20 protein-coding genes and 1 pseudogene are annotated in these 21,156 nt (G+C 74.7%); 12 read left to right on the top strand and 9 right to left on the bottom strand.

Features of this window, described 5'->3' with window-relative positions:
- Window positions 1-79 precede the first annotated feature (79 nt).
- Genes ABZ457_RS03075 through ABZ457_RS03050 form a run of 6 tightly spaced genes read left to right on the top strand, consistent with a single transcriptional unit; the run spans window position 80 to window position 5,455 of the window.
- Entirely contained in the window at window positions 80-1,567 is a 1,488-nt protein-coding gene (locus ABZ457_RS03075) for an ATP-binding protein (RefSeq protein ID WP_359153241.1), read from the top strand.
- Window positions 1,564-1,983, top strand: a complete 420-nt coding sequence (locus ABZ457_RS03070) for a roadblock/LC7 domain-containing protein (protein WP_018846997.1) — start codon at window positions 1,564-1,566, stop codon at window positions 1,981-1,983. Before ABZ457_RS03075 ends, ABZ457_RS03070 begins: the two co-directional genes overlap by 4 nt.
- Complete coding sequence (locus tag ABZ457_RS03065; protein ID WP_359153238.1) at window positions 1,980-2,342, top strand: DUF742 domain-containing protein; 363 nt, start codon at window positions 1,980-1,982, stop codon at window positions 2,340-2,342. Before ABZ457_RS03070 ends, ABZ457_RS03065 begins: the two co-directional genes overlap by 4 nt.
- A 4-nt stretch (window positions 2,343-2,346) precedes the next feature.
- Window positions 2,347-2,949 carry an ATP/GTP-binding protein gene (locus tag ABZ457_RS03060; protein ID WP_359153236.1) on the top strand — a complete coding sequence of 201 codons (603 nt, stop codon included), beginning with the start codon at window positions 2,347-2,349 and terminating at the stop codon, window positions 2,947-2,949.
- Entirely contained in the window at window positions 2,946-4,226 is a 1,281-nt protein-coding gene (locus ABZ457_RS03055; protein ID WP_359153234.1) for a cytochrome P450, read from the top strand. The genes ABZ457_RS03060 and ABZ457_RS03055 overlap by 4 nt, the downstream gene beginning before the upstream one ends.
- Window positions 4,223-5,455 (top strand): cytochrome P450, encoded by a 1,233-nt coding sequence (locus tag ABZ457_RS03050; RefSeq protein WP_359153232.1) that lies wholly within the window; start codon window positions 4,223-4,225, stop codon window positions 5,453-5,455. Before ABZ457_RS03055 ends, ABZ457_RS03050 begins: the two co-directional genes overlap by 4 nt.
- A gap of 85 nt (window positions 5,456-5,540) precedes the next feature.
- Here the strand turns inward: ABZ457_RS03050 and ABZ457_RS03045 are convergent, their stop codons facing one another.
- The 4 genes and pseudogenes from ABZ457_RS03045 to ABZ457_RS03030 all read right to left on the bottom strand — a co-directional run.
- A complete protein-coding gene (locus ABZ457_RS03045; RefSeq protein ID WP_359153230.1) occupies window positions 5,541-6,029 on the bottom strand; it encodes a hypothetical protein in 489 nt (162 codons plus the stop codon).
- Between the two features lie 72 nt (window positions 6,030-6,101).
- Entirely contained in the window at window positions 6,102-6,716 is a 615-nt protein-coding gene (locus ABZ457_RS03040) for a hypothetical protein (RefSeq protein ID WP_359153228.1), read from the bottom strand.
- Window positions 6,717-6,867: 151 nt separating this feature from the next.
- Window positions 6,868-9,234 carry a PQQ-binding-like beta-propeller repeat protein gene (locus ABZ457_RS03035; protein WP_359153226.1) on the bottom strand — a complete coding sequence of 789 codons (2,367 nt, stop codon included), beginning with the start codon at window positions 9,232-9,234 and terminating at the stop codon, window positions 6,868-6,870.
- Between the two features lie 1,175 nt (window positions 9,235-10,409).
- Window positions 10,410-11,195, bottom strand: a pseudogene (locus ABZ457_RS03030) (VOC family protein); the annotation flags it as partial.
- Between the two features lie 257 nt (window positions 11,196-11,452).
- Between ABZ457_RS03030 and ABZ457_RS03025 the strand changes: the two are divergent.
- The 3 genes from ABZ457_RS03025 (at window position 11,453) to ABZ457_RS03015 (ending at window position 14,250) form a co-directional block, all read left to right on the top strand.
- The gene (locus ABZ457_RS03025) at window positions 11,453-12,100 is read left to right on the top strand and encodes a TetR family transcriptional regulator (protein ID WP_359153224.1); all 648 of its coding nucleotides are present in this window, start codon (window positions 11,453-11,455) and stop codon (window positions 12,098-12,100) included.
- Window positions 12,101-12,217: 117 nt separating this feature from the next.
- Window positions 12,218-12,937 carry a pyridoxal 5'-phosphate synthase gene (locus ABZ457_RS03020; RefSeq protein ID WP_359153222.1) on the top strand — a complete coding sequence of 240 codons (720 nt, stop codon included), beginning with the start codon at window positions 12,218-12,220 and terminating at the stop codon, window positions 12,935-12,937.
- A gap of 158 nt (window positions 12,938-13,095) precedes the next feature.
- Window positions 13,096-14,250, top strand: a complete 1,155-nt coding sequence (locus ABZ457_RS03015; protein WP_359153466.1) for an NAD(P)/FAD-dependent oxidoreductase — start codon at window positions 13,096-13,098, stop codon at window positions 14,248-14,250.
- A gap of 89 nt (window positions 14,251-14,339) precedes the next feature.
- Here ABZ457_RS03015 and ABZ457_RS03010 read toward each other — a convergent pair whose 3' ends face one another.
- Entirely contained in the window at window positions 14,340-15,278 is a 939-nt protein-coding gene (locus tag ABZ457_RS03010; protein ID WP_359153220.1) for a hypothetical protein, read from the bottom strand.
- A 57-nt stretch (window positions 15,279-15,335) separates the two neighbouring features.
- Entirely contained in the window at window positions 15,336-16,673 is a 1,338-nt protein-coding gene (locus ABZ457_RS03005) for an MFS transporter (protein ID WP_359153218.1), read from the bottom strand.
- 80 nt (window positions 16,674-16,753) lie between these two features.
- On the opposite strand from ABZ457_RS03005, the gene ABZ457_RS03000 reads away from it, so the two are divergent.
- Together ABZ457_RS03000 and ABZ457_RS02995 are read left to right on the top strand one after the other, a co-directional pair.
- Entirely contained in the window at window positions 16,754-17,773 is a 1,020-nt protein-coding gene (locus ABZ457_RS03000) for a helix-turn-helix domain-containing protein (RefSeq protein WP_359153464.1), read from the top strand.
- 126 nt (window positions 17,774-17,899) lie between these two features.
- Entirely contained in the window at window positions 17,900-18,982 is a 1,083-nt protein-coding gene (locus ABZ457_RS02995) for a hypothetical protein (protein ID WP_359153216.1), read from the top strand.
- Here the strand turns inward: ABZ457_RS02995 and ABZ457_RS02990 are convergent, their stop codons facing one another.
- Entirely contained in the window at window positions 18,983-19,474 is a 492-nt protein-coding gene (locus tag ABZ457_RS02990; protein WP_359153214.1) for an ATP-binding protein, read from the bottom strand.
- Between the two features lie 210 nt (window positions 19,475-19,684).
- On the opposite strand from ABZ457_RS02990, the gene ABZ457_RS02985 reads away from it, so the two are divergent.
- Window positions 19,685-19,957, top strand: a complete 273-nt coding sequence (locus tag ABZ457_RS02985) for a hypothetical protein (protein ID WP_359153212.1) — start codon at window positions 19,685-19,687, stop codon at window positions 19,955-19,957.
- Here ABZ457_RS02985 and ABZ457_RS02980 read toward each other — a convergent pair.
- Together ABZ457_RS02980 and ABZ457_RS02975 are read right to left on the bottom strand one after the other, a co-directional pair.
- Entirely contained in the window at window positions 19,954-20,472 is a 519-nt protein-coding gene (locus ABZ457_RS02980) for an EF-hand domain-containing protein (RefSeq protein ID WP_359153210.1), read from the bottom strand. The genes ABZ457_RS02985 and ABZ457_RS02980 overlap by 4 nt on opposite strands.
- Before the next feature lie 114 nt (window positions 20,473-20,586).
- Entirely contained in the window at window positions 20,587-20,961 is a 375-nt protein-coding gene (locus ABZ457_RS02975) for an STAS domain-containing protein (RefSeq protein ID WP_359153208.1), read from the bottom strand.
- Between the last annotated feature and the right edge of the window lie 195 nt (window positions 20,962-21,156).

Genomic DNA, 21,156 nt, shown 5'->3' with positions numbered 1-21,156 from the left:
CGGTTGCAGTGTGTACTTGGGCGGGTCCGCGTCCCCGGCGCGGATCACACCCCCCTGCCTTCCCCCGAGGTCCACCACAATGATCGAGATACCGGAGCTGGCCGCAGGCGGCCTGGCCGCCGGGACACTGTCGGCGTTCGCCCTCGGCGGCGGCCTGCTGCGCGCCCGCCGCGCCCGCGCCCGGCAGCAGACCGAGATCGAGGCTCTGCGCGAGCGGCTGGACGCCGCTCGCGGCGAACTGGAGCGCGCGGGAGCGGCGTTCGCGGCGGAGGTGGAACACCTCACCGACCGCCGGATGCCCGCCGAGGCCACCCGCAGCGCCCATCCGCACATCCAGGTGCCCGGCCCGCTCGGGCCCGCCGGCGCCGGACTGGACGGCGTCCTCGACAGCCTGCGCGGCGCCATCGCCCACGAGCGCAAGCGGGTCGACGCCGCCGCCCGCGCCGGCATGCGGGGCACCACCCGCGAGATCCAGGCCGGCCTCTACCGCCTCCAGGACGTCCTCCACGGCCTCCAGCAGCGCTACGACGACCCCGAACTGGCGCAGACCCTCTACGCCCTCGACCACGAGAACGAGCAGTCCCTGCGCCGCGCGCAGGTCGCCGCCGTGGTCTGCGGCGCCTGGGTGGGCCTCGCCCGCGAGGAGTCCCACCTCGTCGACGCGGTCACCGGCGGCCAGGCCCGGCTCGTCGGCTACCACCGCGTCCAGGTCCACCACCACCTGGAGCCGGGCACCGCGCTGGTCTCGCACGCGGTCGAACCGGTCGCCATCATCGTCGCCGAGCTGCTCGACAACGCGCTGCGCCACTCCTCCCCGGACACGGCCGTCGTAGTCAACCTGGAGCGGGCCCACCACGGCGTCACCGTCACCGTGGACGACGCCGGTGTGGGCATGGCCCCCGACGAACGCGCCCGCGCCCAGCGGATGGTGGCGGGCAGCGACCCGATCCTCCTCTCCGAGCTGGGCGACCCGCCGCGGATGGGCCTCGCCGCGATCGGCCAGCTCACCCGGCAGTTCGACCTGACCGTCGACCTCTCCACGCCCTCCCCGTACGGCGGTGTGCGCGCGGTCCTGCTGGTGAAGAACCACCTGCTGTCGTACATCGACCCCGTGCTGCACCCGGCCGCCGCCGGCGCAGCGCCCTCCACCCGGCCCGCCGCCGAGCCCGAGCACGAGCCGCAGCCGGACCACACCCACCCGGGCCCCGCCGAGGCCGTCCGGGAGCGCCCCCGCTCCCCGTTCGAGCCGCCCGCCCGGCCCACGGCACCCCGGCCCGGGCCCGAGACGGCCCCGACCCGCCCCGCGCCCGTCTCCGGCGCACCCGTCCCGGCGAGGGCAACCGCGCCCCCCGCCCTGCCCGGAACCGCCGCCCCCGACGACGGTGACGACGAGGCGCTCCCCCAGCGCCGCCGCCGCACCCCCGCCCAGTCCCCCGCGCCGGCCCGGCAGCCGGCCACCCCCGCCCGCACCCCCGAGGAGTCCGCCGCGGCGCTCGGGGCCCTGCAGTCCGCCACCAGGGCGGCGCGCCAGGCGGCCGCCGCCCCCGAAGGGAGCGACCCCCGATGAACGCCCGCGAGACCGGTGACTCCGCCTGGGTGCTCGACCCGATCCTGGAGATCCCGCACGTACGCGCGGCCGTGCTGCTGACCCGGGACGGTCTGGTGTCTGGCTTCTCCGCGGCCCTCGCCCAGGACTCCGCCGAACGCGTCGCCGCCATCGTCTCGACCGTGCAGGGCGCCTGCCGCACCGCGGCCGCCGCGTTCGCCGACGCCCCCGCGGCCCAGCTCCGGCAGGTCGTCGTGGAGTCCGACCACGGCTACATCCTGGTCGCGCCCACCGACCACGGCACCTGTGTCGCCGCCTACGGCGGGCCCGAGGTCCGGCTCGACCTGCTGGGCCACCGCGTCCACTCGCAGGTCGCCCGGCTCGGCGAGAAGGCCATGGCCGCGGCGCCCCGCGCCGACGGCGGCTTCCCGGCATGACGGGCCGCCGCCGGGGCGGCCGCCCGCTGGTCCCCGCCTATCTGTCGACGGGCGGGGTGGCGCGGCCGAGCCGCAACAGCCTGGAGCGCCTGTCCGTGCTGACCGGACCGGGCGGCCCCGCCCCCGCGGGGCTGCCCCCGGCCCAGCACGCCCTGCTGAACCTCCTGGACGGCGGGTCCCTGACCGTGATGGAGAGCGCGGCGCTGCTGCGCCTGCCGGTCTCCGCCGTGCGGGTGCTGGCCGCCGCCCTGATCGACCAGGGGCTGGTGAGCGCCCGCCCGCCGGTCCCCTCCGCCGCCCTGCCCGACCGCGACCTGCTGAAGAGAGTGGCCGATGGCCTCCGCGCCCTCAAGCTCTGACCGGATGCACAGCCCCGCCGTCCCCGCCGACGTGGCCCATCTGCCGGACTCCGCCCGCGAGTTGGTGAAGATCCTGGTCACCGGCCCGTTCGGGGTGGGCAAGACCACCCTGATCGACTCGGTCTCCGAGATCCGCCCCCTGCACACCGAGGAGCATCTGACCGAGGCGTCCGTCCAGGTCGACGACCTCGCCGGGGTCCGGGACAAGACCACCACCACGGTGGCGATCGACTTCGGCCGGGTCTCCCTCGGCGACTCGGTCGTCCTCTATCTGTTCGGCACCCCCGGGCAGGAGCGTTTCCGCCCGCTGTGGGACGACATCGCCTACGGGGCCCTCGGCGCCCTGGTCCTGGTGGACACCCGCCGGATCGACGCCTCCTTCGACGTCCTCGGGCTCGTCGAGGAGTCCGGGGTGCCGTACGCGGTGGCCCTCAACGCCTTCCCGGACGCCAAGCGCTACAGCGAGGAGCAGTTGCGCCGGGCGCTCGACCTGGAACCCGACACCCCGCTCGTCACCTGCGACGCGCGCGACACCAACGCGTCCGTGGACGCGCTGCTCGCCCTCGTCCAGCACCTGATCGACCGCATGGCCCCGGAGGCGACGTGACCGCGTACCCCGCCCGCTCGGACGCCTTCACCCTCACCGCGCCGGTCCGGCTGTGGGAGGACGGCTTCGCCGCCGACCCGTACGCGTACTACGCGACGCTGCGCGCCCAGGGCCCGATCGGCTGGGCCGAACTGGCGCCCGGTGTCTTCGCGTACATCGTGACCGACCGGCGCGCGGCCCTCGACCTGCTGCACGACACCGAGACCTTCTCGGCGGACCCGCGCCCGTGGGAGAAGACCGTCTCGGAGGACTCCCCGATCCTCGGCATGATGCGCTGGCGCGCCAACGCCCTGTTCGCGGACGGCGCCGAGCATGTGCGCTACCGGCAGACCCTGCTGGACGCCTTCGACCTGGTCGAGCCGCACGAGCTGCGCGAGCGGGTGCACAAGGCGGTGGACATCCTGGTGTCCCGCTTCGGCCCGGACGGACAGGCGGACCTGGTCACCCAGTTCGCCCGGCCGATGATGGCGCTGGTCTTCAACAACCTCTTCGGGCTGCCGGACAGTGAGTCGGGCCGGCTGGACGCGGCGCTCGGCGCGATGATGGAGGGCGGCGAGCGCTCCGCCGAGGGCGAGGCCGAGTACGGCCGGTACGTCATGGAGCTGATCGCCGCCAAGACCGCCCGGCGCGGCGACGACCTGACCAGCCGGCTGCTGGACCACCCCCTGGGGCTCACCCCTGAGGAGGTCGTCTGGCAGGTGTTCCTGACCCTCGGCGCCGGCCACGAGCCCTCGGCGAACCTGATCTCCAACGCCCTCTCCCGCATCCTGGGCAACCCCGCCTACTACTCCACCCTCACCTCCGGCGCCCGCCCGGTGATGGACGCGGTGATGGAGGTGCTGCGGTACGAGACCCCGCTGGCCAACTACGGGGTGCACTACGCGCGGGAGTCGGTGAGCTTCCACGGCATGTGGATCCAGGCGGCCGTCCCGATCGTCATCTCCTTCGGCGCGATGGGGCACTTCGCGGAGAAGGACTTCGCCGGCGGCCACCATCCGCACGACGCCTCCCATGTGTCGTGGGGCGCCGGGCCGCACGCCTGCCCGGTGAAGCAGCCCGCGCTGCTGATCGCCACCGAGTCGGTCGAGCGCCTGACCCAGTGGCTGCCGGACATGGAGCCCGTGGTCGCCCGTGACCGGCTGACCTGGCGGCCGGGGCCGTTCCACCGCTCGCTGACCGCGCTGCCGGTCCGCTTCACCCCGCGCACGCCCGACCGCGTCCCCTCGCTCTCCCCCGATGCTTCCGATGCTTCCGACCAGGCAGGAGACCGCGCATGACCGTGTCCACGCGTGTGGCCATCGACCCGTTCGGCGCCGACATCGTCGCCGAGAGCGCTCGGCTGCGCTCGCAGGGCGCGGTCGTGCCCGTCGAGCTGCCAGGCGGTATCCCGGCCTGGGCGCCGACCGGGTACGACACCCTGAAGCGGCTGATCCTGGATCCGCAGGTCAGCAAGGACCCGCGCAAGCACTGGGCGCTCTTCCCGAAGGTCCTCGAAACCCCCGAGTGGAGCTGGATCCTCGGCTGGGTCGGGGTGGTCAACATGCTCTCCACGTACGGCAGCGACCACACCCGGCTGCGCCGGCTGGTCGCCCCGAGCTTCACCGCCCGCCGCACCGAGGCGATGCGCGCCCGGGTCGAGGCGATCACCGCCGAACTGCTGGCGGACGTGGCGGAGGCGGGCGCGGACGGCTCGGTGGTCGATGTGAAGGCCACCTTCGCGCACCCGCTGCCGATGCGGATGATCTGCGAACTCTTCGGTGTGCCGGACCACTTGCACGAGGCGACCGCCGCGCTGATCGCCGCCATCATGGACACCTCCGACCCGACCCCCGAGCACGCCGCCTGGGTGCAGGAGCAGATCGGCGCGGTGCTCGGCGGACTGATCGCGTACAAGGCCCAGAACCCGGGCGACGACATGACCACCGAGCTGATCCGGGTCCGCGACGAGGACGGCGACCGCCTCGGCGACGAGGAACTGCTCTACACCCTGCTGCTGGTCATCGGCGCGGGCTTCGAGACGACGGTGAACCTGATCGGCAACGCGGTGGTGGCCCTGCTGAGCCACCCGGAGCAACTGGCCGCCGTGCGGGCCGGGGAGGTCTCCTGGGACCAGGTGATCGACGAGGTGCTGCGGGTCCACCCCTCGATCGCCTCCCTGCCGCTGCGCTTCGCGGTGACGGACGTCGAGGTCGACGGGGCGCTGATCCCGGCGGGCGACGCCATCCTCACCACGTACGCGGCGGCGGGCAACGACCCGGCGCACTACGGGGAGACGGCCGCCACCTTCGACGCGACCCGGGCCGCCGACGACCACATGGCCTTCGGTATCGGTGTGCACCGCTGCATCGGTGCGCCGCTGGCGCGGATGGAGGCGATCACGGCCCTGCCCGCGCTCTTCGACCGCTACCCGGACCTGGCGCTCGCGGTGGAGCCGGGCGAGCTGAAGCAGGTGCCCTCGTTCATCGCCTACGGCTGGCAGGAGATCCCGGTCCGCCTGCACGGCTGATCCGCCCCGCCGCACACAGAACGGGCCCGGCCCGGCACCGCGAGCATGCGGTGCCGGGCCGGTGCCGTGTGCCGGTGGCGCGGGGTCAGCTCCGGGTGACGCGGCCGACCTCGCACCTGGTGTACTCGGAGCCGTCGCCCGAGCCGGAGTACGGGGCGCTCACCTCGGTGCTCGCGGTGCCGTTGGCCGTCACGGAAATGCCGGACTCGGTCGCGGTGACGGGCACGACGGTGCTGCCCGAGTCGCCGCTGAACTCCAGGGTGACCAGGTACTCGTAGTCGGTCGGGGCGTCGTTGTCGACGCTGATCCGGGCGACCAGGTTCCTGGTCGCCGCGTCGTACGCGCACTCGTCGATCGTGACGTCGCGGATCGCCTTGTCGGCGCTCGAACCGCCGCCCGGGACCGAGCCGCCGCTGCCGCCGGAGGTGTCGTCGTCGCGGTGGCTGCCGCCGCTGCTCGAACTGCTGGAGCTGCTGCTGTTGTCGCAGCCGCCGCCTCCGGAACCGCGGGCACCGGTCAGCGCGACGAGCGCGATACCGAATACGGCGATGGCGCGGACATGGCGAATCTTCACGTTTCAACCCCCGTTGAAAGTGGTAGGACTTGGACCCGATTGACGAGCGCACGTCACCCTAGCAGCGCGGAGTCACCCCTCGTCCCGCTTGTCCCGCCCGGGCCCTCCGTACGGTTCCTGCCCGTGATCGGGCAGCGTCGGCGGCCCCTCGTCCGGGCGCAGTTCGTACGGTCCCCGGCGGTAGGGCACCGGGCCGGTCGGGTCCGGGCCGTAGGGGCCCCAGTCGTCCTCCGGGGGCACGGTGTGCGGCTCCCCGTCGAGATCCCGGCCCGCCGGGCGCGGACGGCCGCTCATCACCAGCGCGGCCAGCAGCAGCACCACCCCGCCGCCCGCCGCGAGCGCCACCCCGTCCCCGAGCCCGCCGGCGTCGCCCACCGAGAGGCTGCCGGCGGCCTGGCCCTGGCGCACCATCCACAGCACGGTGAAGCCCAGCACGATCAGCCCGGACAGGGCCACCAGGAGCCGGGAGCGCAGCAGTACCCCGAGGACGGTGATCAGGGCCGCGAAGGCGAGAGGCAGCAGGACCGAGGAGACCAGGGCAGCCCCGGTGTCCGTAATGCCGTTGAACAGGTCCTGGACCCGGTAGTCGCGGCCGGGACGGCCGTCGTACCAGTCACGGAAGGGGCTCCATACGGCGGCCGCCGCTCCTGCGAGGGCGAGGATCGAGCCGAGGACGTTGCGGACCATCAGCGGCCCTCCTCCGAGTCAGCCGTCGGGGTCGTCCGGCGCCGTGCGCCGTCCCCCCGTCAGGTCATGACCGCTCCCGGTCCCGACGCTACGCCCGCCCCCGTGGCCCCGCCACCTGCCGCCCGCCCCCGTCGCGGGGCGCGCCCGCGGCTCAGCGCGCGGCGGCGCCCCGGCCCGTGGCCGTGCCCTTGACCGCGTCCAGCGCGTAGACGCAGCGGTCCTTGCTGCACGCGTACACGACACCGTTGCGCACCACCGGGGAGCCGGTGATCTCGCCGCCGGTGGCCAGCTTCCAGCGCAGCTGCCCGCCGGTCGCGTCCAGGGTGTAGAGGACGTGGTCGGCCGAGCCGAAGTGGACCCGCCCGTCGGCGACCACCGGCGCGCCCACGACCTCCCCGCCCGCGGCGAACCGCCACATCGGGGTGCCGGTGACGGCGTCCAGCGTGTAGAGCGCGCTGCCGCTGCCGACGTGGATGTTCCCGGCCGCGACGAGGACCGGCTCCACGGACTGCCGGGACTCGGTCGCGATCCGCCAGCGGTCCTTGCCGGTGGTGGCGTCGAGGGCGTAGACCGTGCCGAGGTAGTCGGCCAGGTACACCCCGCCGCCGGTGACGGCCGGGCCGGGCGCGAAGGCGGGCGGGCAGAGGAAGACGGCCGGCGCCTCGAAGTGCCAGCGCACCCGCCCGGTCGCGATGTCGAAGGCGAGCACCCGGGTGCCGGCCGAGACATAGACGTAGCCGTCGGGCGCGGGGGCCACCCGGACGGGGACGTTTCCGCAGGAGGCCGCGTCCCCGATCGGGTAGGACCAGCGCTCCTCGCCGGTCCGGGCCTCCAGGGCGCGCAGCCGGGCGTCCTTCCACACGTAGACGGTGTCCCCGAAGATCGCGGGGCCCGCCTCGGCGGTCTCGAAGTCGGTCTGGGCGCCGGTGATCTCCCAGAGCTTCTCGCCGTTGGACGCCTCCCGGGCCTGCACCCCGCCACCGCGGGTGCCGGTGAGGACGGTGCCCCGGTCGGCCTTGAGCGAGTACACCCAGGCGTCGCTCTGCAGCCGCCAGCGCTCGGCGCCGCTGCCCGCGTCCAGGGCGTACAGGGTCGGCCCGTCGGAGCCGTGGATGCGTCCGCCGTCCACGGCCATGGACCAGGCGACGTCCCGGGTCTTGAACTGGCGGCGGCCGGTGCCGGTGTCCAGCGCGTGCACCTCGAAGGAGGTCACGTACAGCAGCTCGCCGTCGACCGCGGGGGTCCCCCAGACGTCGTTGGACATCCGGAAGCGCCATGGACGCCAGTGCCCGGGGCCGCCCTCCTGCTGCGGCACCGGCGGAGCCTGGGGCGCGGGGGCCGCGCCGTGCGCCTCGGAGCCGTTCACCCCGCCGGGCGGGCGGATCCAGCCGGTGGCCGGTCCCGCGTCCACCGCGGCCGCGCGGGAGGCGTCGGCGACGCGGGGGCCGGGCCCGATCGCCACGCCCGCGCCCGCCAGGCGCACCGGCCCGCTGCCACCGGCCGCTCCCCCGCCCCGGGGGTCGCCGGACGCCGCCCACGAGGGCTCGGGCGCGGGCGGGGCGTGCGGGGGCCGGGGCGGTTCGGGCGGACGGGACGGGGCCGGGCCGCGCCCCGGGGTGCGCCCGCCCCCGCCGCGACGGGTCTCGATCATGGCGGTGGCCCGGCCGGGCAGCCAGGCGGACGCGGTACCGCTGTCGTCGTGCCCGGACGAGAAGAGATGCGGAGCCAGCTGCGCCTGGAGGTCCTCCGGGGAGGGCCGCAGCCCGGCGTCCATCTGCATGCAGTGCTCGATCAGCGGCCGCAGCTCCTCGGGCAGCCCCTCCAGGTCCGGCCCCTCGCGCAGCAGCATGAACACGGTCTCCACGGGGTTCGCGCCGTGGAAGGGGGCGTGCCCGGTGGCGGCGAAGACCAGGGTGGAGCCGAGGGAGAAGACATCACTGGCCCCGGTGACACTGCGGGAGTCCCGCGCCTGCTCGGGGGACATGTAGGCGGGGGTGCCGACGGCGACGTTGGTCATGGTCAGCCGGGTGTTGGACACCCCGGAGGCGATACCGAAGTCGATCACCCGCGGGCCGTCCTCGACGACCAGCACGTTCGACGGCTTGAGGTCCCGGTGCACCAGACCGGCGCCGTGGATCGACTGCAGGGCCTCCGCGATGCCCGCGGCCAGCCAGCGCACCGCCTGCGCGGGCAGCGGCCCGCATTCGTTGACGATCTCCTCCAGGGAGGGCGCGGGGACGTACGCGGTCGCGAGCCAGGGCACGGCGGCGCGGGGGTCGGCGTCGACGACGGCGGCCGTGTAGAACCCGCTGACCGCGCGCGCGGCCTCCACCTCACGCGTGAAGCGGACCCGGAAGAGCTGGTCCTCGGCGAGCTCGGTGCGCACCGTCTTGATCGCCACCCGGCGGCCGGACGCCGACCGTGCGAGATACACCAGTCCCATGCCGCCGGCCCCGAGCCGGCCCAGCACCTCGAACGGACCGATCCGTCTCGGGTCGTGCTGCGTCAGCGCCTCCATACCTGCGTCCCACCTCCCCGTACGGGCCCATTCGTCGTGGAGCCCGTCTCTTGCCGCCCCGTGCAGGGTCTCACCATCGAGCCCTCAGCGGTGAGCACCCTGATTCTTCCTGTCCGGGGCGGCTGTTGCGAACCCGGGGGCGGATCGGGGTGTCTCACCGTTTATCGGACACGGCGGCGAGGCGGGGGCGGCGGCCCGCCGCCGGTCTGCGGGGCCCGGGCCCGGCCCCGGCTGCTCGCCTCGGCACTCGCCTCCGTCATGGGCCGCGCGAACGCCCGCTCCGCGTGGGTCCGCATGGGGCGGGGCGTTCGCCGCCACCTGGCTCGGCAGGTTCGCCGCCGTCACCGGCCCGGCCTGATCCCCCGACGAGGCCGACGAAGCCCGCAGCCTCCCGCCGTCGCGGGCCCTGGTGGCTGCGCTCCGGAGGCGCGCCGGACGACCGGTCGTCCAGCCGCCCGGCTCGGCGTAGCCGCCGCCGTCGTGGGCCGCGCGGGGTCATCCGCGTGGGGCGGGGGTGTCGTCGCCGTCCGGGTGGTCCGGGCCGGCCTCGTCCTCGTCGCCGCCCGGTTCGGCAGGCTCGCCGCCGTTGCCACCCTGCCCTGAGCCGCCGACGGGGCCGGGCCCACCCCGACCGCCCGAGCACCGTGCCGGGCGTCCACCCGCCCGGCACGGCGGGCCCTCCGCCGTCGCACCCCTCGCCGACCCGCGCTTCGCGCGGATCACCCGCGCGGGGCCGGGGTGTCGTCGCCGTCCGAGGGGTCCGAGTCGCCGTCGTCGCCACCGCCCGACTCGGCGGGCCCGGCGCCACCGTCAGTCGGCCCGGAGCCCCCGGCGGGCTCACCACCCTCGCCGTCCGGCCTGCTGGACGGCGGTCCGGCGGAATCCGCAGGCTCCTCGCCGTCCTCGCCCCGCCCTGGGCCACCGGCGGAGCCGGCGGGCTCAGCGCCGTCGCTGCCACGCGGCCCGGCGGGGCCCGCGGGCTCGCTGTCGTCGGCGTCGTCCGGCCTGCCGGTGGCGGGCTCGGCCCGGGCGGGGTCGGTGGCGGGCTCGGCCCGGGCGGGGGCCGAGGGTTCGGGGTCCGGGGCCCGTACCGGGCCCGGGGCGTCGTGCGGCCGGCCCTCGTCGTCGCTCGCGGCACCCGTACCGCCCCCGCCCGAGGGCGCCGCCGCCTCCGCCAGGACCGCGAACTGCGCGCCCTGGTCGTCGGCGAAGACGGCCATACGCCCGTACGGGATGTCGTACGGTGCCGTCCGCACCCGGCCGCCCAGCCGGGCGACCGTCTCGGCCGCCGCGTCGCAGTCCTCGACGCGGAAGTAGACGAGGAAGTGCCCCGGCATCTCCGCCGGGAGCGAGTCGTCGATGACGCTGCGCCCGCCGACCGCGGAGCTCTCGCCCGGCTCCGTGCCCGCCGGCGACCACATGCGGAAGTCCTCGGAACCGAGCCCGTGCAGGTCCGTCCCCTGGAAGCCGAAAACCCCCTCGTAGAAGGCGTCCACCCGCTCCCTGGCCCGGGTGTAGACCTCGGTCCAGCAGTACGAACCGGGGTCCCCGTGCTTCTCGAAGCCCTCGCGCTCCCCCGCCTGCCACAGGCCGAAGACCGCGCCGCCCGGGTCCGCCACCACGGCGGTGACCGCGTCCGTGCCCGCCGGCAGCGGGTCGTTGATCACCTGCCCGCCGCTCGCGGTGATCAGCCGGGCGGTGCTCCGGGCGTCCTCGGTGGCCAGGTAGACGCCCCACACAGTGGGCATCCGCCCGTCCCGCTTGGGCGTCAGCGCCGCGACGAGCCGCCCGTCGCTGTACGCGTCCGCCCAGCGCCCCCGCGTACCGCCGCCCGGCAGCCGCTCCCCGCCGCGGTCGGTGAACGTCCAGCCGAACAGCGCGCCGTAGAACCGCTTGCCCGCTGCCACATCAGGGAGGGCCGCGTCCACCCAGCACGGTGTTCCCGGTACGAATCCGGCCATCGACGTGATCCCTTCACCATGGTGCCCGTCACACTCAAGCTAACGGCGGCCCGGCCGATGCGCGCGAAATCCATTCGAACGAAAAATCGAAAGATGACCTTTTGCCGGGCTCGCACCCCTCTTTCAGGGGGTTCCGGCGTCACTCCGTCCACGGATTTTGTCCACAGGCTGTTGATAACACTTGCCCCTCTGTGGACCGCCACCCCATTTGCAGTCGGCCGAATCGCGCGCTGATCACCCCTCGGTAAGCTGACGGCATGACAGGACAAGTACGCACCGTCGACGGTCGCGTGGCCGGTCGACGCGGTCAGGCGACGCGGCAGAAACTGCTCGACTGCCTCAGCGAGATGCTCAGCTCCTCGCCGTACCGGGACGTCAAGGTCATCGACGTCGCACGGAAAGCGGGCACTTCGCCCGCGACGTTCTATCAGTACTTCCCCGACGTCGAAGGCGCCGTCCTCGAACTCGCCGAGGAAATGGCCAAGGAGGGGGCGTCACTGACCGAACTGGTCGCCGGACGCTCCTGGACCGGCAAGGCCGGATGGCTCACCTCCGAGGAACTCGTCGAGGGATTCCTCGACTTCTGGCGGCGCCACGACGCGATCCTCCGGGTCGTCGACCTCGGGGCGGCGGAGGGCGACAAGCGCTTCTACAAGATCCGCATGAAGATCATGACCTCGGTCACCAACTCCCTTTCGGAGGCGGTGGCGGAACTCCAGTCCAAGGGCAAGGTCGACAAGGACGTGAGCCCCGGCGCGATGGCGGGCTCCCTGGTCGCGATGCTGGCGGCGGTCGCCTCGCACCAGAAGGGCTTCAGCACCTGGGGTGTGAAGCAGGCCGAACTCAAGCCCAATCTCGCGCTGTTGGTGCACCTGGGCATCACCGGCAGGAAGCCGACGAGGTAACGCATCGCCCCACTGACCCCACGTCCTGTCACACCGGCGGCGGCCACCCCATGAGGTGGCCGCCGCCGCGCGTTTCCGCCGCCGCGCGTTTCCGCCGCCGCGCGTTTCAATGGGGCCATGCACAAGGAACACGAGGAACACCAGGAGCACCCGGACCAGAGCGTCACCCAGGACGAGTTCCGGGACCTGCTGCGCGCCCAGCGCGTATGGGACCTGCCGGAGCTGCCCTCCTTCGACCCGGACGCGGCACCCGGCGACCCCCTCCCCCTGTTCCACCGGTGGTTCACGGAGGCGGTGGCCGCCGGGCAGACCGAGCCCCACACCGCCACCCTGGCGACCGCCGACGAAGAGGGCCGACCGGATCTGCGCACCCTGATGCTGCACGACGCGGACGAGCACGGCTGGCACTTCGCCACCCACGCCACCAGCGCCAAGGGCCGCCAGCTCGCGGCCCGCCCGGAGGCGGCGCTCGGCTTCTACTGGCCCGCGCAGGCCCGGCAGATCCGGGTGCGCGGCACGGTCACGGCCCGCCCGTCCGCCGAGGGGCAGGCGGATCTGCACGCCCGGTCCACCGGGGCGCTGGCCGCCGCGCTCACCGGACGGCAGAGCGAAGTCCTCGGCTCGGCAGCCGAGTTGGCGCGCGCCTCGGAGGCCGCCTGGGAGCGGGCGCAGGCGGAGCCGGACACCCCCGTGCCGACCTGGACGGCGTATGTCCTGCGGCCGCGCGAGGTCGAGTTCTTCCAGGGCGACACCCGGCGCCGGCACATACGCCTGCGGTACCGGCGGGACGGCGGGGACGGCACCGGGGGCTGGTTGCGGGAACTCCTCTGGCCGTGACCGCGCGCCCGCACCCCGGACACCTCGTTTCCTGACATGGCGTCACTTTCCGTCGGGGCGCGGTCACCCGAGCGTGACCTTTTCGCAACCGAACCCGGTCTTGACTGAGACCCATCAAGAAATCGGAAGATTTACGCTCTCCGTTCATGGCCGGAGAAATGGGCAGCATCAAGGGCATCGACCGCACGGACGACCGGCCCGTCTATGTGGTCGGCGGCGGACCGGGGGGTCTCGCCGTCGCCGCCGCACTGCGGGGGCGGGGTGTGCGGGCCGTCGTGCTGGAGCGCTCCGGCGCCGTGGGCGCGTCCTGGCGCGGCCACTACGACCGGCTCCGCCTGCACACCACCCGCCGGCTCTCCGCCCTCCCGGGCCTGCCGATCCCCCGGGCCGGCGGCCGCTGGGTCGCCCGTGACGACCTCGTCGACTACCTGGACGCGTACGCGGAGCACCACGAGCTGGAGATCGTCACCGGCGTGGAGGTCTCCCGGATCGAACGCGCCGACGGGAGCGACTGGTTGCTGCGCGCCAGCGGCGGGCGTGAGCTGACCGGGCGCGCGGTCGTGGTCGCCACCGGCCACCACCACACCCCCCGGATTCCCGACTGGCCCGGCCGCGAGGCGTTCACGCCCGAGCTGATCCACTCCCGCGACTACCGCAACCCCGGCCCGTACGCGGGCAAGGACGTCCTCGTCGTGGGCGCGGGCAACACGGGGGCGGAGATCGCCGTCGACCTGGCCCGGGGCGGGGCCGCGCGGGTGCGCCTGGCGGTGCGGACCGCGCCGCATGTGGTGCGCCGGTCGACCATGGGCTGGCCGTCCCAGCGGTCCGCCATCCTGATCCGGCGGCTCCCGCTGCCGGTCGCGGACGGGGCGGGCCGGGTGCTGACCCGGCTGACCGTGCCCGACCTGACCGCGCACGGGCTGCCCCGCCCCGCCACCGGCCTGGCCACCCGAGCCCGCGCGGGCGCGACCCCGGTCCTGGACCCCGGGCTGACCGCCGCCGTGCGGGAGGGGGCCGTCGAAGTGGTCGCCGCCGTGGAGTCGTTCGAGGACACCAAGGTGACCCTGGCGGACGGCACCCTGCTCGCGCCGGACGCGGTGATCGCGGCGACCGGCTACCGGCCCGCCCTGGAAGGGCTCGTGGGCCACCTGGACGTCCTGGACCCGTCCGGCCGCCCGCGCGTCCGGGGCGGACGCTGCACCGCCGGGGCCCCCGGGCTGTACTTCACCGGCTTCACCAACCCGATCAGCGGGATGCTCCGCGAACTGGCCCTGGACGCGGGCCGCATCGCCCGCGCGGTCGCCCGGGGCTGAACCCCCACCGGGGCCGTTAGGTCGTGTCCGGGACGTCTCTCGCCTGGTTCGCGGCGTCCGGGCGAACGGCGCGACCTTCCGGACACTCCCTACGGCTCCTGCTTCCGCAGGACGTACAGCTCCCCCGCGTCCGGATCGCCGATCACCACGAAGAGTTCGGGCTTCTCTTTCGTGCCCGCGAACAGCCAGGACCGGTCCGCGGCCGCGCCGCAGCCGGGCGGCGCGTCGACGGTCACGCCCGCGCGCCGGTCCCCGTCGCCCGCGTCATGGGCCCAGGTGCCCGTGCCGTCGCAGAACGTGGTGGTGAAGAACTCGCCGCCCTCGTGGGGGACGTCGGAGAGAAAGGCGGTGCCGTCGGCCCTCAGGCGGATCACGGTGTCGCCGTCCTCGTCCCGCCAGGTGCCCACGGCCTCGGCGCGGCCGATCTCGGGCGGCCGGTAGGAGGCGAGGTGGCCGGTCGAGGTCCCGAACCAGAGGGCGAGGGGCACGAGTGCCAGGCCGCCGAGGGTGAGGAGCGTCCACTCCCCGACGATCCGCCAGTGGGAGGCGAGCCGTCCGCGCGCCCTGCGGTGGACCGTCCACACCGCGGCGAGCACCGGGAGGGCGCTGCCGCCCGCGATCCAGAGCAGGGCCGGGAGCCAGGGGGTGCCGGTGAGCAGCCGTGCGGCCAGGGCGTATCCGGCGGCGAGCGGCACGGTGGCCGCGAGGGCCCAGCCGAGGACGGGGTCACCGGCACGGCGGGCGGCGGCACGGCCGAGGGCGAGAGCGGGCAGCGCCAGCGCCCAGGCGTGCGCGAACCCGGCCAGGACCAGCGCGAGCAGGACGCAGGGGAACATCACGAGGACGCCGATGGCCGGGCCGGGGGCGTAGTACGTCTCCTCCCGCGCGGGGAGCAGGGCAAACACCGCCAGCAGGACGGCGAGCTGCCCGCCGCAGGCCGAGGCCGCGGCGAGGACCGCGCTCCACACCCAGCCCTCGTACGCCTGGTGCCGCACGGGCCGGGGCCCGTCCGTCGTAGCCGTGACCATCCCGACCCCCTGTTTTGAACACGTTCAACAGGGGTGACCGTACCGCACGGCGGCGGCTCAGCGCAGCGCCGGGGCCACCTCCGTCAGGGCCGGGCGGCGGATCACCAGGGCCATTAGAGCGGCGACCGCGCAGAGCGCGCCGGAGGCGTACCAGACGACGTCGTAGCTGCCGAAGACGTCCCGGGCGACACCGCCCGCGAAGGCGACCACGGCCGCGCCGACCTGGTGGGAGGCGAGGACCCAGCCGAAGACGATCGCGCCGTCCTCGCCGTAGTGCTCACGGCAGAGGGCGATGGTCGGCGGGACGGTGGCCACCCAGTCCAGGCCGTAGAAGACGATGAAGAAGATCATCGGGAGCTGCACGGACGGGGCCAGCAGCATCGGCAGGAAGAGCAGGGAGATCCCGCGCAGCGCGTAGTAGACGGCCAGCAGCCGGCGGGCCTCGAAACGGTCGGTGAACCAGCCGGAGGCGATGGTGCCGACGACGTCGAAGACGCCGATGACCGCGAGGAGTGAGGCGGCGGCCGTGATCGGCATGCCGTGATCGTGCGCGGCGGGCACGAAGTGCGTCTTGACCAGGCCGTTCGTCGAGGCGCCGCAGATCGCGAAGGTGCCCGCGAGCAGCCAGAACGGCCCCGTGCGCGCGGCCCGGAACAGGACCGCCACCGCTCGGCGGGCCGCCCCCGGCACCGGGTCCGGCTTGGGCGTGAAGCCCTCCGCGCCGTACGCGGCCGCGCCCACGTCGGCCGGGTGGTCGCGCAGCAGCAGCCAGACGAACGGCACCACGGCGAGCGCGGTGAGCGCGACGGTGACCGCGGCCGGACGCCAGCCGTGCTCTTCCACCAACCAGGAGAGCAGCGGCAGGAAGACGAGCTGCCCGGAGGCGCCGGCCGCGGTGAGGATGCCGGTGACCAGCCCGCGCCGCTTGACGAACCAGCGGTTGGTGACGGTCGCGGCGAAGGCGAGCGCCATCGACCCGGAGCCCAGGCCGACCAGCACGCCCCAGAACAGGACCAGTTGCCAGGCGGCGGTCATCCACACGGTGAGCACGGAGCCGGCGGCGATGACCGACAGGGCCACGGCGACCACCCGGCGGATGCCGAAACGGTCCATCAGGGCCGCGGCGAAGGGGGCGGTCAGGCCGTAGAGCGCGAGGTTCACCGAGATCGCGAAGCCGATCGTGCCGCGCGACCAGTCGAACTCCCGGTGCAGCGGGTCGATCAGCAGCCCGGGGAGGGAGGCGAAGCCCGCCGCGCCGATGATCGTCACAAAGGCGACGGCGGCGACGGACCAGGCGCGGTGGACACGGGGCGGGCGGCGCCGGTCCCGGCCGGGGCGCGGCCGGGCGGGCCCGGGGCCCGGGGAACCCGCCGGTGGAGAGCTTGTCTGGGTCACGCCACCCAGACTCGTGCCCGCGCGATCACCGGACGACTGGCCCGAAGGACAGGGTTCGCTAGGATCGGGCCATGGACGCCATGAACCAGGAGACGGCGGCGGGAGCGGAGACGGATCGGGCCGGGGCGGGGGCGCCGCACCGGGTGGTGGTCCTGGCGCTGCCGGGGCTGCTCCCCTTCGAGCTGGGCATTCCGCACCGGATCTTCGGCCGGGCCAGGAGCCCCTACGGCGCGCCGCTCTACGAGATCGTCACCTGCGGGGTGCGCCCCGGACCGGTGCCCACGGACGCCGACTTCGCGATCCATGTCGAGCACGGGCCGGAGGCCCTGGCCACGGCCGACACCGTCGTCGTCCCGGCCTCGTACCGGCTCGGGCCCGTGTACCGGGAGGGCCGGCTGACCCCGGAACTGGCCGGGGCCCTCGCCCTGGTGCGCCCCGGCACACGGATGGTGTCCATCTGCACGGGCGGCTACGTACTGGCCGCGGCCGGCCTGCTGAACGGGCGGCCCGCCACCACCCACTGGTCCTCCGCCGAACACTTCCAGCAGCTCTTCCCCGAGGTCCGGGTGGACGCGGACGTGCTGTTCATCGACGACGGGGACGTGCTCACCTCGGCGGGTGTCGCGGCCGGCATCGACCTCTGCCTGCACCTCGTGCGCCGCGACCACGGCACGGCGGTCGCCAACGACGTCGCCCGCCGCACGGTCGTGCCCCCGCACCGGGACGGCGGCCAGGCGCAGTACATCCGCCGCCCGCTCCCCGAACCGCAGCTCGCCACGACGACCGCCGCGCGCGCCTGGGCCCTGGACCGGCTGCACGAGCCGATCCAGCTGCGCGACCTGGCCCGCCGGGAGGCGATGTCCGTCCGGACCTTCACCCGCCGCTTCCGCGAGGAGGTCGGGCTCAGCCCCGGCCAGTGGCTCACCCAGCAGCGGGTGGAACGGGCGCGGCACCTGCTGGAGACCACCGGGCTGTCGATGGAACAGGTCGCCCGGGACGCCGGGTTCGGCACCGCGCAGTCCCTGCGCCAGCATCTGACGGCGGTCCTGGGGGTGACCCCGACCGTCTACCGGCGGACCTTCCGCTCGACGGCCGTCTGAGCACACCGCTCGGGTCCGAGTACGCGGGACGGGTACGCGTACTCATCCCCCGCGGCCCCGCGCCTCCCTACGCTCGCCGCACGGGCACGGCACGGGCGAAGGACACGGGGGCGGGAGGCGGTGGCCATGCGGACGAGGTGGCGGCGAGGGGTGGTGGTCGCGGCGCTGGCGCTGCTGGTGAGCGGCTGCGGGGTGCTGTCGACGAAGGAGGACCGGGCCTTCGCCGCCGAGCTGGCCGAGCGGGTCCACCCCGGTGAACTGCGCCTGATCGGCGCCCGGACGCTGTTCCCGGAGACCTCCGGCTCGGAGGTCACCTACGCGCTGCGCGACGACCCGGACGCGTTCGTCCGGCTCCGCGTCGACGCCGGACGCGAGCGCTGCGAGGGGAGCGGCGACTGCGCGGCCGCCCTGCGGGAGGCACGGGCGCGCGGCGAGGCGGCGGCTGCCGAATGGCGGCTGCTCCGGGACGAGTTGGGGCGCTGCGGCTACGAGGTGCACGCGGTGCGGGTGCTGCGCGGCACGGTCTTCGAACCCTGGATCGCGACCGAGCTGACGGAGCCGGGCCTGGCGGACCAACTGGCCCGGATCGGCGGCTGCCTGGAGCGCTACGCCCGCGCCCTGCCCGCCGCGACGGCCGCGGAACGCACCGGTACGAGCGTCCACATCGCCTCCCCGGCGGCGGTGCGCGAGCTGCCCCGCGGCGAGGAGGACGCGCCGACGCTGCTGCGGCTCTCCTCCTCCGGCCGGCAGGCGGCCCTCGCCGCGCGGACCTCGCACGCGGTGGCGTACACCTGGCGGGACGGGGCTCTTCTGCCGGACTCCGGCCGGCCCCGGATCGTCCGGACCCGGGAGGACCGCCTCGCGTTCACGGCGGCGGTGCACGACGCGACCGACGCCTGGCTGGCGCGCTCGGTGCCGGGTGCCCGCGCGGTGCGCACCTGGGGCGGGGTGTGGAGCCTGCTGCCCGGCCGACTGGACCGGCAGCGGGGGTACGTGCTGTTCTGCGAGGGCCCGGTGGCGGCGGACGAGCGGTGCCTCGGCAAGGACGCGGTCCTCGTCACCGTCGACCCGGCGGGCCGGCTGGTGGCGGAGCCGCAGGTGGTGCGTGATGTCCGGGAGGGGCGGGGGCCGTTGAACCTGCCGCCGCTGGACCCGCCGCCGGGATCGTCCGAGGTGGGGCCGCCGGTGGGGCCCCCGCCGGGGGACTGATCAGCCGGCCGTCGCGCGCAGGGAGCCGTAGGAGTCGGCGCCGAAGGAGGCCCGGGCGGGCCGGCTGCCGAGCGGGGCGGCGGTGGAGCGGGGACATCGGTCCACCTCGCACCAGATCGACTTGCCGCCGCCCTCGGCCGTCCAGCCCCAGCGGTCCGCGAGCCCGTCGACGAGTTCCAGCCCGCGGCCGTTGGTGTCGTCGCCCTCGGCGCGCCGGGGCCTCGGCGGGACGGCGCTGGCGTCGGCGACCTCCACGCGGACCGTGCCGGCGTCGGCGGGGCCGGCGCCGAAGAGCATCCGCAGCACCGCCGGACAGCCCGTGTGGACCACGGCGTTGGTCACGAGCTCCGAGATCAGCAGGATCAAGGTCTCGGCCAGCGGCTCGTCGTCACGGACGCCGGAGCCCAGCAGACGTGACCGGGCCCATCTCCTGGCCCGCCCCACCTCTGCGGGGTCGGGGCCGATCTCCAACTGCACCTGAAGCACCTGCACCGCTCACACCATCCGAACCGGCGGACACATCGCCTTGCGCCTCACTGCCATCACGGAACGTGATTCCCTTGCCGGACAGCATGGTTGACGTACAGTCACCGCAACAAGCGCTTCGGGCATATTCCAGCAAGAAGGAGTACCCGTGGTGCATACTGTGCGACGCACCGCGCGGGGACTCGAACACAGGGGCGCGGCCCGTACGCACGCCGGATGATCAGCGCGCATCGACGGTACCGGAGCGGCCGTTGTGGCCGTGCCGGGGAACTCCGTCCTCGCAGCGACTCGCATCCCATGGAGGGTACCGGAGCCGGGGGACGACTCCGGGCCGTGACCACCCCTTCCGAGGACACAACCCGATATCGACGCGACGGTCGACACAGGGTGACGCTCCGGCACACCTCGGGCCACGGCACGGGCCGGGCTCCGGTCCCACCCGCGTTCCGCACGGGTGGGACCGGAGCCCGGCCGAATCGCCGCCTCTAGTGGGGCTGTTCCGGGGTGACGCAGTACGCCGCGAAGGCGGTCAGAACCTCCTGCTCGGAGATCCGGCCGTCGCCGTCCGCGTCCAGGGCGCGGGCGGCCTGCTCGGACGCCTCCTCTGCGACACCGAGGGCACGCAGCACCCGCGCCGCGGCGGCCGGGGTGACGCCCTGCCCGTCCTCGTCGGCGACGGCGACCACGGCGTGCAGGAACGGACGGGCGATCTCGCCGAAGCGCTCGGGGTCGTCACGCAGTCTCTTCGCCGCGCCGGTGACGAACTCCTGGCGGCTGACCCGCTGGTCGCCGTCCACGTCGGCGATGCCGGCCATGCCCTGCCAGAACGCCTCCGCCCCGCCGTAGAGGGCCTGCCCCTTGTCGGAGCGCGCCGCGACGGAGAACTCGGCGAGGACCGCGGCGGCGGCCTTGCTGAAGTCCTCGCGGTCGATGGAGCCGTTGCCGTCCTGGTCGAAGGCCGCGAAGCGGGAAGCGATCTTCCGCTCGTACTCTGCGCTGTCCATGCCGGGAGCGTACGGCCCCGACGGCCCCCGCGGGTACCGGGCGGTCACCGGATCGGTCACGGCCCCGCCACAGGAGCCCCGCCGGCACCGCGCACACGGCCCGGGCCGGCCGCGCTACGCGGAGAGCGGGCGCGCCTCCTCGTCGGCGGCCGAGTCCGCGTCCGCGTACACGTCGAAGAGGCGGCGGACGCCGAGAGCGGCCAGGACGCGGTTCACATGGGAGCCGTCCTCCGCGCCCCGGGCGGGCAGCACCAGCCGCAGCCGCCCCCGGCAGGAGCGCATCAGCCGGCGGGCGGCGACCAGGACCCCGACACCGCTGGAGTCGCAGAAGAGGACCTCGGAGAGGTCGAGCACCACATCCCGGTGGCCGGCGGCGACCGCGTCGTGCACCCGCTGGCGCACCACGGGCGAGGAGACGAGATCCAGCTCGCCGGACACATGCAGCAGGGTCCATCCGCCCTGCCGGGCCTCGGCCACCTTGAGCATCATCAACGGACCCCTTCGCGCACCGGCGGCCCGAAGACCGGAAGCCGCCCTTCCACTCGCCCCTGCCCTGCCGTGCATGCGTGAAACGCGACGGAGGCCACCCGGAGTTCCCCCTTCCGCGACCGGTTCCGGGGGCCTATCACGCGCGAGGGGCCTCTGTCCGTACTTGTCGCAAAGGGGAGCACACACGCCACAGGG

It is taken from the genome of Streptomyces sp. NPDC005805 (genome assembly GCF_040630445.1).
Classification (GTDB): domain Bacteria; phylum Actinomycetota; class Actinomycetes; order Streptomycetales; family Streptomycetaceae; genus Streptomyces.
Note: the sequence above shows the minus strand (reverse complement) of the source record. Positions and strands in the feature narration are given on the sequence as shown.